This is a genomic window from Sodalis sp. RH21 (assembly GCF_047324175.1).
Lineage (GTDB): Bacteria > Pseudomonadota > Gammaproteobacteria > Enterobacterales > Enterobacteriaceae > Acerihabitans.
Genome location: NZ_CP178732.1, coordinates 2,940,014 through 2,956,683 on the forward strand (window position 1 = coordinate 2,940,014; position 16,670 = coordinate 2,956,683).

15 protein-coding genes are annotated in these 16,670 nt (G+C 55.6%); 7 read left to right on the forward strand and 8 right to left on the reverse strand.

What is annotated here, in order from left to right:
• Window positions 1–17 precede the first annotated feature (17 nt).
• On the reverse strand, window positions 18–350 hold the full coding sequence (locus ACL2XP_RS13475; protein ID WP_413738991.1) for a cupin domain-containing protein: 333 nt from the start codon (window positions 348–350) through the stop codon (window positions 18–20).
• Between the two features lie 313 nt (window positions 351–663).
• Between ACL2XP_RS13475 and kduI the strand changes: the two genes are divergently transcribed.
• The 4 genes from kduI (at window position 664) to katE (ending at window position 5,554) form a co-directional block, all read left to right on the forward strand.
• On the forward strand, window positions 664–1,500 hold the full coding sequence (gene kduI / locus ACL2XP_RS13480; RefSeq protein ID WP_413738992.1) for a 5-dehydro-4-deoxy-D-glucuronate isomerase: 837 nt from the start codon (window positions 664–666) through the stop codon (window positions 1,498–1,500).
• 84 nt (window positions 1,501–1,584) lie between these two features.
• The gene (kduD, locus tag ACL2XP_RS13485) at window positions 1,585–2,346 is read left to right on the forward strand and encodes a 2-dehydro-3-deoxy-D-gluconate 5-dehydrogenase KduD (protein ID WP_413738993.1); all 762 of its coding nucleotides are present in this window, start codon (window positions 1,585–1,587) and stop codon (window positions 2,344–2,346) included.
• Between the two features lie 167 nt (window positions 2,347–2,513).
• Window positions 2,514–3,098 (forward strand): metal-dependent hydrolase, encoded by a 585-nt coding sequence (locus ACL2XP_RS13490; RefSeq protein WP_413738994.1) that lies wholly within the window; start codon window positions 2,514–2,516, stop codon window positions 3,096–3,098.
• A gap of 182 nt (window positions 3,099–3,280) precedes the next feature.
• Window positions 3,281–5,554, forward strand: coding sequence for a catalase HPII (gene katE / locus ACL2XP_RS13495; RefSeq protein ID WP_413738995.1), 2,274 nt, complete (start codon window positions 3,281–3,283; stop codon window positions 5,552–5,554).
• Window positions 5,555–5,704: 150 nt separating this feature from the next.
• Here katE and osmE read toward each other — a convergent pair whose 3' ends face one another.
• Window positions 5,705–6,037, reverse strand: coding sequence for an osmotically-inducible lipoprotein OsmE (gene osmE, locus ACL2XP_RS13500; protein WP_413738996.1), 333 nt, complete (start codon window positions 6,035–6,037; stop codon window positions 5,705–5,707).
• Between the two features lie 230 nt (window positions 6,038–6,267).
• Here osmE and nadE point away from each other — a divergent pair, with 230 nt between their 5' ends.
• Complete coding sequence (gene nadE / locus ACL2XP_RS13505; RefSeq protein ID WP_413738997.1) at window positions 6,268–7,095, forward strand: ammonia-dependent NAD(+) synthetase; 828 nt, start codon at window positions 6,268–6,270, stop codon at window positions 7,093–7,095.
• Window positions 7,096–7,212: 117 nt separating this feature from the next.
• Here the strand turns inward: nadE and spy are convergent, their stop codons facing one another.
• From spy to ACL2XP_RS13525, 4 genes are all read right to left on the reverse strand, one after another.
• On the reverse strand, window positions 7,213–7,686 hold the full coding sequence (gene spy / locus ACL2XP_RS13510) for an ATP-independent periplasmic protein-refolding chaperone Spy (RefSeq protein WP_413738998.1): 474 nt from the start codon (window positions 7,684–7,686) through the stop codon (window positions 7,213–7,215).
• A gap of 348 nt (window positions 7,687–8,034) precedes the next feature.
• Window positions 8,035–9,375: an N-succinylarginine dihydrolase gene (gene astB, locus ACL2XP_RS13515; RefSeq protein WP_413738999.1), complete on the reverse strand. Its 1,341-nt coding sequence runs from the start codon at window positions 9,373–9,375 to the stop codon at window positions 8,035–8,037.
• On the reverse strand, window positions 9,359–10,465 hold the full coding sequence (gene astA / locus ACL2XP_RS13520; RefSeq protein ID WP_413739000.1) for an arginine N-succinyltransferase: 1,107 nt from the start codon (window positions 10,463–10,465) through the stop codon (window positions 9,359–9,361). Before astA ends, astB begins: the two co-directional genes overlap by 17 nt.
• A 334-nt stretch (window positions 10,466–10,799) precedes the next feature.
• Window positions 10,800–12,161, reverse strand: a complete 1,362-nt coding sequence (locus tag ACL2XP_RS13525; RefSeq protein WP_413739001.1) for a YchO/YchP family invasin — start codon at window positions 12,159–12,161, stop codon at window positions 10,800–10,802.
• Between the two features lie 319 nt (window positions 12,162–12,480).
• Between ACL2XP_RS13525 and ACL2XP_RS13530 the strand changes: the two genes are divergently transcribed.
• A complete protein-coding gene (locus ACL2XP_RS13530) occupies window positions 12,481–13,776 on the forward strand; it encodes an acyltransferase family protein (protein WP_413739002.1) in 1,296 nt (431 codons plus the stop codon).
• A 43-nt stretch (window positions 13,777–13,819) separates the two neighbouring features.
• Here ACL2XP_RS13530 and ACL2XP_RS13535 read toward each other — a convergent pair whose 3' ends face one another.
• Both ACL2XP_RS13535 and chaB read right to left on the reverse strand, forming a co-directional pair.
• Window positions 13,820–14,533 (reverse strand): gamma-glutamylcyclotransferase, encoded by a 714-nt coding sequence (locus tag ACL2XP_RS13535; RefSeq protein WP_413739003.1) that lies wholly within the window; start codon window positions 14,531–14,533, stop codon window positions 13,820–13,822.
• A 303-nt stretch (window positions 14,534–14,836) separates the two neighbouring features.
• Window positions 14,837–15,067, reverse strand: a complete 231-nt coding sequence (chaB, locus tag ACL2XP_RS13540; protein WP_413739004.1) for a putative cation transport regulator ChaB — start codon at window positions 15,065–15,067, stop codon at window positions 14,837–14,839.
• Window positions 15,068–15,517: 450 nt separating this feature from the next.
• Between chaB and chaA the strand changes: the two genes are divergently transcribed.
• Entirely contained in the window at window positions 15,518–16,618 is a 1,101-nt protein-coding gene (chaA, locus tag ACL2XP_RS13545) for a sodium-potassium/proton antiporter ChaA (RefSeq protein WP_413739005.1), read from the forward strand.
• The last annotated feature ends 52 nt before the right edge of the window (window positions 16,619–16,670 follow it).

The window sequence follows — 16,670 nt, forward strand, 5'->3', positions numbered from 1 at the left end:
CGCCCGGCCCGGGTAAATTATAAAAAGTCGTCGCGCTTAGGCGTGAAACTATCGATCAGCACGCTGCCTTCTTCCAGCGACACCACGCCGTGCATCTCATGTTTAACCGCGCGATAGGCATCGCCGGTTTTCAGCACCCGCGTTTCACCTTCGATGGTCACCTCAAAACTGCCGGCGGCGACATAAGCTATCTGATCGTGGATATCATGCTGATGCGCGGTGCCGATGGCGCCTTTGGCAAAATGCACGCAAACCATCATTAAATCATCGCTCCAGGTCATGACTTTGCGTTTTACCCCGGCGCCAACCACTTCCCAAGGCGTCTCATCATCGATAAAAAAGGTTTTCATATTTACTCCGTTTAACGGGCCGCCATAAGCGGCGGTGTGAAGACTGTCAAGTTGCTCCATTCTAGAGTGAACCGCACGGAATGAAACCGGAAAATTTGCAAAGCATGACCGTCCTCATAAAATAAATAAAACAATATTTCATTTTTATTGAATTCATGTCCCGGTAGCACTATCATTTCACCATTAGAAAGAGATTACCGGCCAATCGCCACGCATCGGGGTCACTGCCACGCCCCGATGCGTGGCGGCCGGTTTTTTCTCCTGGGGCCAGCCCCGTTACACGAACATGTTCTGAAAGAGAGGCATTACCATTATGGAAGTACGCCAAAGCATTCATAGCGATCACGCAAAACACCTGGATACCGACGGTCTGCGTAGCCAGTTCATGATCGAGAAAATCTTCGAAGCCGATGCCTATACCATGACGTATAGCCATATCGATCGGATTATCGTCGGCGGGATCAAGCCGGTAACCAAGGCGGTGTCCATCGGCGGCGAAGTCGGTAAACAGCTGGGCGTGAGCTATTTCCTGGAACGCCGGGAATTGGGCGTAATCAATATCGGCGGGCCGGGCGTCATCGTCGTTGACGGCAAAACCTATGAAATCGGCCATCAGGAAGCCCTGTATGTGGGCATGGGCGCAAAAGACGTGCAGTTCACCAGCGTGGACGCCGCCAAGCCGGCTAAATTCTATTACAACAGCGCGCCGGCGCACATGACCTACCCCAGCCGTAAAATCACCATGGCCGAAGCGTCTCCGCAGACCATTGGCGATAATGCCACCAGCAATCTGCGCACCATCAATAAATTTATCGTTCCCGATGTCTTGCCGACCTGTCAGCTGACGATGGGCCTGACCAAGCTGGCCGAAGGCAATCTGTGGAATACGATGCCTTGCCATACCCATGAACGCCGCATGGAAGTTTACTTTTATTTTGATATGGACGAAGAAACCGCGGTATTCCACATGATGGGCCAACCGCAGGAAACCCGCCATCTGCTGGTGCATAACGAACAGGCGGTCATTTCACCGAGCTGGTCGATCCATGCGGGCGTCGGCACTAAAAATTATACCTTTATCTGGGGCATGGTCGGCGAGAACCAGGTATTTGATGATATGGACCATGTAAAAGTCAGCGAAATTCGCTAATGACGTTTTCCGGCCGGCCCGTTCGGCTATTTTGTACGCAAGGTGCTGGCGGCGGCGTTGCGTCGCCAATAATGAGGTTAAGGTATGATTTTAGATTCATTTAATTTGCAGGGTAAAGTGGCGTTGATCACCGGCTGTGATACCGGCCTGGGTCAAGGCATGGCTATCGGCCTGGCCGAAGCGGGCTGCGACATCGTCGGCGTAAATATTGTCGATCCTGAAGAAACCATCGCCAAAGTTACCGCTTTGGGCCGTCGTTTCCTGAGCCTGACCGCTGATTTAACCAAAATTGACGATATCCCGGGCATCATCGAAAAATCGGTAGCCGAATATGGCCATATCGATATTCTGGTGAACAATGCCGGTATAATCCGCCGCGAAGACGCCATCGAATTCAGTGAAAAAAACTGGGACGATGTCATGAATATCAATATCAAGACCGTCTTCTTTATGTCCCAGGCGGCAGCCCGTCAGTTTATCAAGCAGGGTAAAGGCGGCAAAATCATCAATATCGCCTCCATGCTGTCCTTCCAGGGCGGGATACGCGTGCCGTCTTATACCGCCTCCAAGAGCGCGGTTATGGGCGTGACCCGCCTACTGGCCAACGAATGGGCGAAACATAATATCAATGTCAACGCTATCGCGCCGGGCTATATGGCCACCAACAATACCCAGCAACTGCGTGCCGATGAAGACCGCAGCAAAGAGATCCTGGAACGTATTCCGGCCGGGCGCTGGGGCCTGCCTGCCGATCTGAAAGGCCCGGCGATTTTCCTGGCCTCCACGGCATCCGATTACATCAACGGCTACACCATTGCCGTTGACGGCGGCTGGCTGGCGCGCTAGACCCTCCCCCGCACCGGTGTCAAAAGCCCCGCAGCCGCGGGGCTTTTGCTTACTGGTAACCCAGAAAGTCGCGCGCGGCAGTTATTTGTTACAAGGTAACCTATTTCAGGATACGGCGGATTGCTTTATACTGGACATATGACCAGCAATAAAGACCTTATCTTATCATGACCGCTGAAGGGCACCTCATTTTCGCTCTGGCGAGCACCATTTTAGCCAAAAAAATGGAGCTGTCCCCTGCGCTCGCCCAAGGCGACTGGTGGCATATCATCGCCGGCGGCCTGCTGACCTGCCTGCTGCCGGATATCGATCATCCCCACTCCTTTCTCGGCCAACGCTTGAAATGGCTGTCGTTGCCCATTGCCCGCATGTTCGGCCACCGCGGTTTTACCCATAGCCTGCTGGCCATTATGGGCGGCATTATGCTATTCACCCTCCAGGTCACGCCGGGGCTGGTCCCCCTGGACGCGTTTCACGGCATGATTATCGGCTATCTCAGCCATATTATCGCCGATATGCTGACCCCCGCCGGCGTGCCGCTGCTGTGGCCCTGCCGCTGGCGCTTTCGCCTGCCCATCCTGCAGTCGCAAAAAGGCAACCAGCTTGAACGCATCCTCTGCCTGGCCGTATTGGTATTCGCCATGCAGCACCCGCAGGGCGCGCCGCTAAGCGATAAGATGACCATGCCCGACTCGGTGCAGATATTATGGCATAAGGTGCGCGGCAGCCTGTTTCCCGGCCAGCGGATTTAACAATCGCCGGCGCTTATTGCGTTACTGCCGGCAATATCTTCTTTTCATTCACTCCTATCACAATTGATTAGCGCCGGCGATCCGCGGCAAAAAATCTGTTCTATAGTTGATCTAGCATCCTAATAACCACAAGCCGCAAACGGTCATTAACCTTTTCAACTTGGTAAGAGGAGCAATGTCAAATGTCGAAACCTTCAGGCCCTGCCCAGGATAAAATACCGCTGACCCATCAGGCCCCGGCGCCGGACGGAAGCTCAGCACAGCCCGGCCTCGGGCATCTGGCCCCCGATGATAATAGCCATCTGCCCCAACCCGGTGCGTCGGAACCGGGCAAACAGCCGCTCGCCCCCGGCTCGGTGAAAAGCCCGCAAAACGGCAACGCCAAACTCGACGCATTGGAACCCCACCGCAAGTCCGGCGATCAACAGCCATTGACCACCAATCAGGGACTAAAAATCGCCAATGACCAGAATTCGCTGCGCGCCGGTAAACGGGGGCCCACGCTGCTGGAAGATTTTATCCTGCGCGAAAAAATCACCCATTTTGACCATGAGCGCATCCCGGAGCGGATTGTCCATGCCCGCGGTTCCGCCGCGCATGGGGTATTTGAGGTCTACCGCCCGTTAACGGAGATCACTCAAGCCGGCTTCCTACAAGACCCGTCGGTCAAGACGCCGGTTTATGTGCGATTCTCTACCGTGCAGGGCTCCCGTGGTTCGGCGGATACCGTGCGCGATATCCGCGGCTTCGCCACTAAGTTTTATACCCAGGAAGGAAATTTTGATCTGGTGGGCAACAATACCCCGGTGTTTTTTATCCAGGATGCGGTGAAATTCCCTGATTTCGTCCACGCGGTCAAACCCGAACCCCATCACGAAATGCCCCAGGGCGGTTCGGCCCACGATACCTTCTGGGATTATGTTTCGCTGCAGCCCGAAACGTTGCATAACGTGTTCTGGGCCATGTCCGATCGCGGCATCCCGCGCAGTTATCGCACCATGGAAGGGTTCGGCATTCATACCTTCCGCCTGATTAACGGCAAAGGCAAAGCCACCTTTGTGCGTTTCCATTGGAAACCCGTGGCCGGCAAAGCATCCCTGGTATGGGATGAAGCGCAAAAACTGGCGGGCAAAGACGCCGATTTCCACCGGCGCGACCTGTGGGAAGCCATTGAAGCCGGTGATTACCCGGAATATGAGCTGGGCCTACAATTAATTGCGGAAGAAGACGAGCACAAATTTGATTTTGACCTGCTCGACCCCACCAAACTGATACCCGAAGCGCTGGTCCCGGTGGAAATCGTCGGCAAGATGACCCTTAACCGTAATCCGGATAATTTTTTCGCCGAGACCGAGCAGGTCGCTTTCCATCCCGGCCATATCGTGCCCGGCATCGATTTCTCCAATGACCCGTTGCTGCAGGGCCGCTTATTTTCTTATACCGATACCCAGATCAGCCGGCTTGGCGGGCCGAATTTCCATGAAATTCCCATTAACCGCCCGGTCTGCCCTTACCACAATTTCCAGCGCGACGGCATGCATCGCCAGGATATCGATACCAATCCGGCGGCCCATGGCCCTAATTCCATTAATGACAACTGGCCGCGCGAAACCCCCGCGGCGGAGGAAGGCGGCGGTTTCGAGTCCTATCAGGAACGGGTGGACGGCCAGAAGATCCGCGAACGCAGCGACTCTTTCCTGGAATATTTTTCCCATCCCCGCCTGTTCTGGCTAAGCCAGACCCCGGCCGAGCAAGAGCATATCGTGGATGCGTTCAGCTTTGAATTGGGCAAAGTGGCCCGGCCCTATATCCGCGAGCGGGTGATCGATTTATTGACCCGAGTGGACGTGGCGCTTGCCCAAAAAGTGGCGGCCAAGCTGGGCCTTACGCTGTCGGAAGATGCGCTGAACACCCCGCCGCCCAAGGCGGTCAACGGGATAACCCAGGACCCGACCCTGAGCCTGTACGCCACCGGCAGCGGCGCGTTAAAAGGCAAACAGGTGGCGTTGCTGGTCAGCGACGGCGTGGACGCCGCCGACGTGCTCGATGCGCTGCAGGCGTTGAAAGCGGCAGGAGTGCATGCCAAGATTCTGGCCGGACACGGCGGCAATGTGGTTGCCAGCGATGGGTCAAGCCTACCCATAGACGCCACTTTTGACGGTTCGCCCTCGATAACCGTGGACGGCGTCATCGTACCTGACGGCAATCTCGATGCCCTGCTGCTTGATGGCGCGGCGCGGCACTATATCCTGGAGGCTTACAAGCATCTTAAAGTGATTGGCCTGAGCGGCGACGCCAATCGCTTTAAGCAGCAATTAGGCCTGACGGACCAGGCGGAAGACGGGATTAGCGAAGGCGCCGGCACGCAGGGGGCGTTAATGCAGAACTTCCTTGATTCGTTGAAGCTGCATCGCGTCTGGTCAAGAATCGGTAAAATTGCGGGGGTTCCCGCCTGACAAAGGCGTAATCATAACGAAATGGGCGATAAGTGAAACCATTCACTTATCGCCCATCACTTACATTATCTACATTATCTGGACGTCCGTTATCGGGACGTCCGTTATCGGAAATGCCACCCGATAACGTCAGACAAAAACCACCCCTCGTTATTTCTGCGGGTTGGTGTCATATTCCTGGCAGCTCTGGAAGCCCTTGTTCAGGACAATATTGTTCTGGTCATAGCTGACAAAATAGTTAATGGGTTTGCCGTCACGTGTGCCCAACACATAGGAATCACAGGTGCCGCGGGCATTGATCATGGTAGCCGAAGTCGACGGGATGCCGCCGATGGCGCGGGCCTGTTGTTTAGTCATGCCTTTTTTCACATCGCTCACGACGGGTTTTTTCATGTAGCTATCGGCGCGATCGTATACGGTACAGCCGGAAAGAATGGTAAGAGCGGTAGCGGCGGTAAAAGCGATCAGTATCTTCTTATTCATAAATGTCACCTCATTTGGGTATGTATAGTTAAGTGTAGAAGACGAAAGGCTTTTTCACAAATTTAAGCGCAGCGGTAAGTCACTTTTTTTCATCAGCGGGGTTTATGGCCTGTTAATGCGCCGGCTAACGGTTGCACTTTCGCTTGGCGCCGTTTCACTTTACACTCTGGATAATACGTCTACCTTTCGCTGCGATATCACATTGCCATTCTGATGAGGAGAATATACGCATGGCCCAGCAACAAGACATTATTGAGGCACTAGGGGTAAAACCGAATATCGACCCGGCCGCCGAGTTTCGCGTGAGCGTCGACTTCCTGAAAAAATATCTGAAAAGATATACTTTCGTGCGCACGCTGGTATTGGGAATCAGCGGCGGCCAGGACTCTACCCTCACCGGCATCGTCAGCCAAACGGCTATTCGGGAACTTCGCCAGGAAACCGGAGATGACAATTATCAGTTTATCGCCGTGCGTTTGCCGTATGGCGAACAGAAGGACGAAGCCGACTGCCAGGATGCCATCGCCTTTATCCAGCCGGATCGGGTACTGACGATCAATATCAAGAATGCCATTCTGGCCAGCGAAGCCACGCTGCGCGATGCCGGGATTGTCCTGAGCGACTTTATCAAGGGCAATGAAAAGGCCCGGGAACGGATGAAAGCGCAATATAGCATCGCCGGCATGACCTCCGGCCTGGTGGTGGGAACCGATCATGCCGCCGAGGCGGTAACCGGTTTTTTCACCAAATATGGCGACGGCGGCACCGATATCAATCCGCTTTTCCGGCTCAATAAACGCCAGGGCCGCGCGGTATTGAAACATCTGGGCTGTCCCGAACATTTATACCTTAAAGCCCCCACCGCCGATCTGGAAGAAGACCGGCCCGCTTTGCCGGATGAATCGGCGCTTGGCGTGACCTACGAATTGATCGATGATTACCTGGAAGGGAAAACCGTCGCGCCGGAAGTCGCCAGGATCATCGAAGACTGGTATGTGCGTACCGAACATAAGCGCCACCCGCCGGTCACGGTATTCGATGATTTTTGGCAAAAATAGCAGGAATATCGCCCGGCGCAAGGAATTAATCCGGGCCTGGGACCCGGTATGGGATAAGCATAAAAAAACGCGTCCGGTGGGCCGCGTTTTTTATTAACCAATCATGACCGGTAATTTTTATTTACCGTCTTTCTGGGCCATTTTTTCGGCGCGTTGCTGGAATTGTTTATTAAATTCCTGCTTTTGTTCCGCGGTTAACACATTGTACATTTTGTTCTGCGTTTCCAAATGGGCCAGCATGCGTTGATTCTGCTCTTGCGCCATGGAATTTACCAGGGCCTGGGCCTTGGCGGAATCAAAGGTATCGGCGGCGATGACGTCATGCATTTGCTGATGCTCGGCGGCGGAAGGACGCTTCATGTCTTTCATGGAATCACGGGCAATCGTTTTCATTTGCTCACGCTGCTGGTCGGTCAGCTTCAGGCCTTTGAACATATGGTCCATCATCGGGCCATGCATGCCGCCGTGCATCGGACGGTGCTGCATCTCGCCGCTGGCCGGCGCGGTCGCGGCGGTATCCGCAGCGCTGGCTAATTGAACCGAACCTAACACCAGGGTAGTAGCCATGAATAAAGCGGTTAATTTGCGCATAATTTCCTCATATCTGTTTATAGTCTGCCGCGATTAATATTGCCGGCAGCGTTCGTGACAAATATAAGTGTACGCTGCTTATCTTCAAGTAACGCGAGTATGAGTAAATAACTTAAAGCCTAAAACTCATTTTTATACCAATCATGGAGAAACCGTGAATTTTATGTCTGGAAAGAGTTATTTTCCATGGCGATATACATTTATTCTAAAACGATTATGGCCCTCCGCACCATTAAGATAACTCTGAATGCCCGTCCTGCAAAATGTTTATTCCCTATAATACCGCTCACTCCCTGGCGCGGATATTAACGCGACGGCGCCAGGGAGAAAGCCGACTATATACCCGCGCTAGCGCTGAAAAGGATAAATCGAACCCAGATTCAGCAAGCGGGTTAACTCATCCAGGCCCACGCGCACTTCGTCCAGCAACGCGGGATCGGCCAAATCGCCCTGGCGCAGGCGATCGCGATAATGGCGATCGACCCAGGCGTTAAGCTGCGCAAACAGGTCATCGTTCATCAATACGCGCGGGTTCACCGCCTGGTACTCGCCGTCATTCAGGATCACCCGTAACCGCAGGCAGGCAGGCCCGCCGCCATTACGCATGCTCTCACGCAGGTCAAACACCCTGATGGCATCAATGGCGCGCCCGTCGGCCGCCAGTTCGCCAAGATAGTCCCAGACCTGGGGATTATCGCGCACCTCCTGGGGCACCACTATGGTCATTTTGCCATCCTGGCGGCTTAATAACTGGCTATTGAACAGATAAGTGCTTACCGCGTCGGCCACCGACACCCGCCGCTCAGGCACCTCGATGGGCATAAACTCTTGCCCCAGCCGGGCCAGGCGGCGTTGCAGCTGGTCGCGTACCGACCGGGTGTCCACAAACGCCTGCTGATGATAAAACAGCACCTGCTCGTTGCTGACCGCGATGACGTCATTATGGAATACTCCCCGGTCGATGACCTCGGGGTTTTGCTGCACCAGCAAACAGCCATCCGGCGACAGCTGATGCAGGCGGGCCACGGCTTCGCTGGCCTCCCGGGTCTGCCTGGCGGGATAGCGCGCCGGCGCGGGATCAACGCCGAAACCGCTCTTGCCATACACGAACATTTGCACGCCCGGGCCGGCATAGGCTCCCAGCCGGCTGTGATTGGCCGCCCCTTCGTCGCCGAACAGCGCCGATTGCGGCAGCGCGGCGTGATGGTGGAAATAGCGCGGGTCGGGGAAGACCGCGCGCAAAACGGCGGCGGTGGTCTCGGCTTCGATCGCGCGATGGAATTTATTATTTAAGTTGGCGGGCGTGAAATGCACCTTGCCGTCGGCGCTGTCCGCCGAGGGACTGACGGTGGCGGCATTGGCCACCCACATGGCCGACGCCGAACCCAGCGCCGATAACAGTTTGGGATGATGCGCGGCGACCCGGGCCAGAATTTGTCCATCGCTGCCGCTGAACCCCAATTGGCGCAAAGAGGGAATGTGCGGGCGCTCGTGCGGGGGCAGCACGCCCTGCGCAAAGCCCGCATCCGCCAGCGCTTTCATTTTCTCCAGGCCCTGGCGGGCGGCCAGCCACGGGTTGGCATCTTGCAGGCTGTGGCGGGTGGAGGCTTCGTTGCCGAACGACAGCCCGGCATAATGATGGGTCGCGCCGACCAGCCCGTCAAAATTGACTTCAACACATTGCGGCATAGGCATCTCCCGTTTGCCGATCCTGGGGGTGGGTTCCGGTTCGGGCGGCGCCGTGGCCATGACCGGCGGCGTACAGCTCCACCACGCGCACGCTGTCCCCGTCGGCTATCCCGAGCGCCAGGGCCGTATCCTCGCCGATCGCCAGCGGCTCGCTGCCCGGCGCGCATTGGCCGACCACGGCGCGGAATTGCTGATAACGATCGTTGGCCAGCAGGCACCAGGCCGCGTCAGGCGCCGGGGCCGGAACGGCTATAACCCGCGCGGTTACCGACCGGCTGTCGCGCACCGTGCGCAGTTGATCGATTTCCGCCTCCAGCGTCGGGCCGCCGTCGAAGATATCAACGTAGCCCTGGTAGCGCAGGCCTTCGGCTTCGAGCACCGCTTTGGCGGGTTCGGTTTGCGGATGCACCTTACCGATGATGGCGCGCGCTTCCGGCGCCAGAAAATCCACATAGAGCGGATGTTTCGGCATCAGTTCGGCGATAAAGGATTTATTGCCGGTGCCGCTCAGGTAATCCGCATGGGCAAAGTCAATGGAGAAAAAGCGCTGGCCCAGATTGGCCCAGAACGGCGAATGGCCCTGTTCGTCGCAGTAGCCGCGCATCTCGGCGAGCACCCGCTGGCCGAAATACCGGCGAAACGCCGCCATAAACATCAGCCGCGACTTCATCAGCAATTGGCCATTTTTACCGTGGCGATAATCGGGATCGAGAAACAGGGTGCAGAGTTCGCTTTGGCCGGTATGATCGTTACTCAGAAACAGGGTCGGCACCGCGTTGTAAACATTCAGGGCGCGGGAGGCGTGCACCAATGTGCCGACGCGAAAGTTATACCAGGGTTCGCTCAGGCCAACCGCCACTTCAATCGCGCTGACCCCCACCACCTTGCGGCAGTCGCTATCCTCCAGCACAAATAAATAGCCCTGCTCCGCGTGGGCCGCGCTGCCTTGCCAGGTGCGCACCGAACGATCGATCCGGGCCGACAGGACATCTTCATTGGACGGCAACGAGGTGAGCCCGGCGCCGGTCTTACCCGCCAGCGCAAGGATATCCGGTAAATCGCGGTATTCGACCGGTCGGATGATCATCATAGTCAAGACTCCTCAGTACGCTTGAGATAAGTATAGATAGCACACTTCATGCCAGCCACCTCGGCCAAAAATGAATAAAATTGACGCGGCGCTTAAAAATCAAAGGGTTAAAAATTTATATTATTCACTTTATGTGAATAAAAAATGAATATTATGCAATCAGCAGGCGATTGTTCCAGAATAAGAGAGGATTTATGCAAGCGGCAGACTATTTTATTCCCGCCGCCGCGCGGGCGGCGGCCATACGCCCCGCCGCCTTTTTTCGGTCGCCGGCAATGGATGAAAAGAGGGCAATTGCACCACAATGGTGCATAGCGCGTCCTAAAGGGGAGCGTTAATACGGGATGGGGGCAGTTTGCGCGGTCAACGGCGGCTCGACTTTAAGCGCGATCCAGTTGGACGTGACCCGCTGCTGCTTGTCATCTTCCACGGTGACCGACAGTGAATAAGCGTTGGTCGCCCCCGGCGCGGCGTCCCAGGGCGGCATGATGATACTCCAGCCGTTGGGCTGGTTGCCGTGCGCGGGCGGCGTCAGGCTCAGCGCATGGGTATCGCCTTGCCAGCTTACGGCATTGATTTTATTGCGCGCCTCCACCTGAACTTTCAATTGCACGGTATCGCCGCTGTGCAATAACCAAGGGGGCGTGGCGAGAAACACCGACAGGGTTTTACGCTGCCGGAATGAGAGCACCGGGGTATTATTGCGTTGCACCAAATCATAGCGGCTGCCCCTTAGCGAGTGCGCTTCGGCCACGTTTTGGGCGGATATTTGCTGTTCAAACGGCACCCCGAGCCGATAATTCACCGTCAGGGAGTATTGGTCCTGGGTTTCGCCGCTGTCGCCCGCTTTATGCCTGGCGGACAGGGTCATCAGGGGAACCGGGGTATAATCGACCCCAAACTCCAGCGCCGAGGGATCGTTGCGATAATTGCCGCTATCAAACAGATCGACGTTATCGCCGTAATAGCGCTCGTATTTAACCGACGCGCCCACCTGACGATAAAACGGGAGATACCCCTGGGTGGTGATATCGTAGCCCGCGGCGCTTTGGCGCAGGAACGTATCGGCCCCCCGGCCGGCCCGCATAGCGGAAAGAGGATAATAATAATTGGAAGATAAACTCAGGTAATCCCCGCGGGCTTCGGCACCGATGGCCCCGCGCCGCAGGGCATCGCGTTGCAAATACCGATCGTAAAATACGTTATACCCCAGTTGCCATCCCCCGGTCAGCCAGCGTTGCCCCAGCCCCACGTTGCCTACCGCGCCCTGCGGCGTTCCCTGTACACCCACCTGGCTGTAGGTGAGCGCGCCATGGGCCGTGTCGCGCAGGGGCAGCAGCAATTGCCCGTAGCTGCCGGTAAATTTACCGGCGGAATTCACATCGAGGGAGACGCTGGAATACCCCAGCGGAGAGAGCAGCGCTTCGCTCTGCTGTTGTAATTGGGTGAGGATTTTGCCTTTTGCCTGTTCCAGCAAAAAGGTGCGCCAGGAGAGATCGCTGGCGTCATTGTTGGCCTCAGCCAATTGTTTGGCGAGGGATGCCAGCTTTTGTTCTGCGTCGCTTTGGTTTAAACTCTCGCCCCCGAGCGTCGGCAGGTCGGACTGGGTTTCCGCTGCCAAAACGCCGGCGTCGGGGATATTCGCGCTTAGCGTATCCGTGGCCAGCGCCGCTGCGCTTAACGGCAACAGGACCATGATTACGCCGCATAACGCCGGCGGTAAAAAAAACTGACCGGCTCGATTTGGCCGCTTATTCTGGCCGCATAGGGGGAATAAGTGCAATACATACCTCTCAGTTCGCGTCTGCTCATCGGCGTGACGCGTTGCTTTGATGACCGGCCTATTGCCGGACTGCTCATAAAGTAACCCGAGGCAGTAACTATAACATAATCCGAGGGGGAGAATCCCTTAGCTTGATTAACATTTTAAACTACAATTATTATGCTGTTATATTACAAATGGCACCTGCCCGCCACCAGGATGTCTTAGACGACATCGGCCCGGAGATAATGGTATGAAACCTCTCGAAAAGGAACGATTCATAGGCCTTGAGTGGCTGCGCTTTTTACTGGGATGTTATGTGATGCTGTACCATACCGCCCATACGTACCCGCAGATCCAAAACATAACCGGCGTGGGCGAACTGACCAGCATGGGTTTTTTCGCCACCAGCTCGTTTTTCGTATTGTCCGGTTTTTTACTGGCCCATGTGTATGTCAGGGGGGACCGGCTGCGCGATCCGGCCACCACCTTCTGGGCCAAACGGTTTTTTAATCTTTATCCTATCCATATCGTGGCGCTGGTTTCATCGATCCTGGTCATTACGCTGATGCAATGGTTGGCCATTGCGCCGGAAGGCCCGGGAGCCAGCGTGCGTTTCGTGGTTTACGACACCAATGAAATTTTGGGGCAAACCAACCCCGAGCTGTTTCGCCATTATATGGACAATGTCCAGTTGGCTTTTAACAGCGTATTGCAGGTGTTTATGCTACAGGCCTGGAATCCGTACTTCCTGACCTTTAACGCCCCGCTGTGGTCCCTTTCCACCTTGTTTTTCTTTTACGTATTGTTCCCCTACTGCGCGCCAAAATTAATGAGCGCCCGCCGCACCTGGTTATGGCTGGCGATTATTTGGGCGCTTTACCTGCTGCCGCCGGTATTGATTATCTGGAAAAATCTGTACGGCGTGCCCTACACCGGACTGCTTCAGCGAGTGCCCATTTTCCGCGTGCCCGAATTTTTCGGCGGCATCCTGGGCTATGCCTTATTTCGCCGGGCGCGGTTAAACCAGCAGATCTTATCGCCGTGGCAGCGCCGCGGCATGGGGCTGTTTATTGCCGCGTGTTTTCTGATTGCGGCGGCATTATTCACCCATGGCCCGAAATATTGGTATTTCCTGCTGCATAACGGCCTGCTGTTGCCTTCGCAAATAGCGCTGGTTTACCTTTGCGCCCTGGCGCGCACCCCGGACAGCGCCTGGCTGCGCCACTGGTCGCCGCGCCTGGGGGCGGCGTCGCTATCCATGTTTGCCCTGCACGTTCCGCTATTTAATCTTTTCCGCACTTTGGAGCAGTTTTTCCGTGGCAATCCCACGGCCTGCTTTAGCGATTGGGAGGGATGCATTGCCGCGGCGGGCGAGGTGCAGCTGTCATTGGGCGGGTATGCGATGTATTTGCTGCTGACTATTGCGGTATGCGTGCTGTTCCAGGAACAGTTCGTGGTGCGGGTGCGTAAACGCCTGGTGGCGCAATTCCTGAGCAAGGACCGGGAAGACCGCCGCTTGGATGCGCCGGACCGGTCGCGCTCCTGATCGCTTATCTTTCATCCCCGGCCATGGCCATGGCCGGGCAATTCTAATCGGAATACGCCAGCGGCGGCCCGTCGAACGGGTTGCGATTCACCGCCGAACGGGCTTGCAGCAATTGGCGCACATGATTGACCAACTCCACCATGCACTCGTCATGCATGCCATGATTGTTCAGTTCTTGTTCCAGGGCGAACAGGTATTGCGCATTGGTGCCCAGCGGGCCGCTGGCGCAGGCAATCAGCGGCGCGATAACCTGCGAACGGGTATCGGCCTCGAAAAACGGATGCTGCGGGTCCATGACGAACGCCAGCGCCGTGACCTTCTGGTTTTCTTCCAGGGTAAGTTCGGTCCAGGTGGGAATATAGCAGCCGGTAACCATTTCGCGTTTCCAGAGCAGCGCCAGTTCATCGTACAGCTGCTCTTCCGGCAGCCTGAATGCCAGGCCGGTGGTTTGCCCGCCCTCTTTTAACGCCAGCATCCGGCCCGGCTGGGCCGCCGTGCCGCGTCCGGCGGTCAGGCGCAGGCAAAATGCGCGATGCCAGCCCGTAAGCGTGGCGGGGCTCACCTTATCCGCTTCAAAGATGGGATTCCACATTAACGACCCGTAGCCGAATATCCATACCGGACTATTATCCGGCCGGCGCGACAACGTACATTGCAAAGAAGCATGGCGTTGTTCCGGAGTTAACAACAGTGCCTCGTCAATAATGCCAAAGGCGGTTTTACAGTCAGCTTTTTGCAAAAAATCGCGTGTTAACACTTGCTCACTCTCTCCCGACCACGTTTGCCACAGACTAGGTACAGCCGTACAGCAGATACCTACAACATTAATTATGTAAGAGTCAATTATTTTCAAAGGAATACTATGACACTATTCGTTTATGCCCGATCTGGCAAGTTTGATCTCAATCACAAAACCAAAAAATGATGTTTCAACACGCTTCAGGGTGGGTGCGGGGGTCATGTCGGCGCCTGCGCGCGTTGGAGAGAATGGCCCCGGGCGGGGCCGGCCTGGGGAAGAGCAAGGCGTGCGGTAAGGGGTAATAAGTTGAAAAAGGTAGCGTTATTTTTTGGGATGCCAGCGGTCGTCGTCGCCTTTCTGGTAGCCATGTTTGACCGCCGCCCAGGCGACTTTATGCGCCGTTTCTTCGCGGGATTCGTCACCCCGGCGTTCTGATTTATCCTCATACTGATCCCATGCGTGATTAAAAGCTTCGCGATAAATATCCTGCGCATGTTTTGGCAGTACATTAGTTACACTGTCGGGTAATGATGAATTAGATTTATAGGGCATGGCGCAATTCTCCGCGGTTCCGGCTGTTTAATGGAGTCGGCTGTAGGGTTATAACCGGTATGCTTTACTATTAATAAGTGTAGGCAAGGTTGGACAAATCGCCAAAGCGGCGCTGGGGGCCGCAGAAAGAGTGATAATGCTATTATGCGACATTTTCAAAAATATGGCGGCTAACCACTGAAAGCTGCCATTTAGGACGGAAAGATGTCTACTTACGGGCATCCATACCATAATAACATTTTATGATTAACGTATTTATCCGATAAATACCGCTAACAAACCTCCGTTTTACCCGCCTTTACAGGTATTTTTTTCCAAGCGGCGGTTTATACACAAATTGACATTTATTAGCCGCTTTTCTGGTAAGCTTGTCTCCGGATATTTCATAGCTGGTGCCCGATAACTATAACGTCTGGTAACAAGCCTTACTATGCAAGGAGATTACCTATCATGAAGTCTTCCGTTCCAGGGATTAAAACCCGTCATAAAGAATATACCCTGCTCTTTCCCATCGCGGCGCTGGTGATATTGATAGTCTGGGGCTCCGCCGCTCCGCTATCATTTGCGCTGGCGGTGGCGATCAATCTGCTGGCCCTGGCCGCTATCCTGGTCAGCGCCTTTAACGTGGTGCGCCACGCCGATGTCCTGGCGCATCGCCTGGGCGAGCCCTTCGGTTCCCTGATCCTGAGCCTGTCGGTGGTCATCCTTGAGGTGAGCCTGATATCCGCATTAATGGCCACCGGCAACGCGTCGCCCGGGCTGATGCGCGATACCCTGTTCTCCGTCATCATGATCGTCACCACCGGATTGGTGGGGTTTTCGCTGCTGCTCGGCGGCCGTAAATTCGCCACCCAGTCCGTGAACCTGGCGGGCATCAAACAATATCTGATGGCCATAATTCCCCTGGCGGTGATCGTACTGGTACTGCCGGCTTCCCTGCCCGACGGTAACTTCAGTACCGCCCAGGCGCTGATTGCCGCCGCCATCTCCGCCGCCATGTACGGCGTGTTTTTGCTGATACAAACCACCACCCACCAGAAATGGTTCATTTACGAGCACGAAGACGGCGACGACGACGACCCCCACGGCAAACCGTCCGCCCACAGCTCGACCTGGCACAGCATCTGGTTAATCCTGCATCTGATCGCGGTGGTGGCGGTGACCAAGTTCAACGCCGTGCCGCTGGAACAACTGCTCAGCGATTTAAACGCCCCGCAGCAAATCACCGGTTTTCTGGTCGCGCTGCTGATCCTGTCGCCGGAAGGCCTGGGCGCCATCAAAGCCGTACTGAAAAATCAGGTGCAGCGCGCCATGAATCTATTCTTCGGTTCGGTACTGGCCACTATTTCCCTGACCGTGCCTACCGTCACCATCATCGCCATATTAACCGGCCATCCCCTGGCGTTTGGCCTGGAGCTGCCGCAGGTGGTGGTGATGCTCACCGCGATGATCTTGTGCCAGATATCCTTTTCCACCGGGCGCACCAATGTCCTGAACGGCACCGCGCATCTGGCGCTGTTTGGCGCTTATCTTATGACGCTGATGCTATAAGCGGACAGGCAAAGATTATATTCCACCGGGAGCGCCCTGCTTCCGGTGATGC

Coding starts and splice junctions, on each gene's coding strand:
- ACL2XP_RS13475 (WP_413738991.1), bottom strand. CDS start 350: ATGAAAACCTTTTTTATCGATGATGAGACGCCTTGGGAAGTGGTTGGC.
- kduI (WP_413738992.1), top strand. CDS start 664: ATGGAAGTACGCCAAAGCATTCATAGCGATCACGCAAAACACCTGGAT.
- kduD (WP_413738993.1), top strand. CDS start 1,585: ATGATTTTAGATTCATTTAATTTGCAGGGTAAAGTGGCGTTGATCACC.
- ACL2XP_RS13490 (WP_413738994.1), top strand. CDS start 2,514: ATGACCGCTGAAGGGCACCTCATTTTCGCTCTGGCGAGCACCATTTTA.
- katE (WP_413738995.1), top strand. CDS start 3,281: ATGTCGAAACCTTCAGGCCCTGCCCAGGATAAAATACCGCTGACCCAT.
- osmE (WP_413738996.1), bottom strand. CDS start 6,037: ATGAATAAGAAGATACTGATCGCTTTTACCGCCGCTACCGCTCTTACC.
- nadE (WP_413738997.1), top strand. CDS start 6,268: ATGGCCCAGCAACAAGACATTATTGAGGCACTAGGGGTAAAACCGAAT.
- spy (WP_413738998.1), bottom strand. CDS start 7,686: ATGCGCAAATTAACCGCTTTATTCATGGCTACTACCCTGGTGTTAGGT.
- astB (WP_413738999.1), bottom strand. CDS start 9,375: ATGCCGCAATGTGTTGAAGTCAATTTTGACGGGCTGGTCGGCGCGACC.
- astA (WP_413739000.1), bottom strand. CDS start 10,465: ATGATGATCATCCGACCGGTCGAATACCGCGATTTACCGGATATCCTT.
- ACL2XP_RS13525 (WP_413739001.1), bottom strand. CDS start 12,161: ATGGTCCTGTTGCCGTTAAGCGCAGCGGCGCTGGCCACGGATACGCTA.
- ACL2XP_RS13530 (WP_413739002.1), top strand. CDS start 12,481: ATGAAACCTCTCGAAAAGGAACGATTCATAGGCCTTGAGTGGCTGCGC.
- chaB (WP_413739004.1), bottom strand. CDS start 15,067: ATGCCCTATAAATCTAATTCATCATTACCCGACAGTGTAACTAATGTA.
- chaA (WP_413739005.1), top strand. CDS start 15,518: ATGAAGTCTTCCGTTCCAGGGATTAAAACCCGTCATAAAGAATATACC.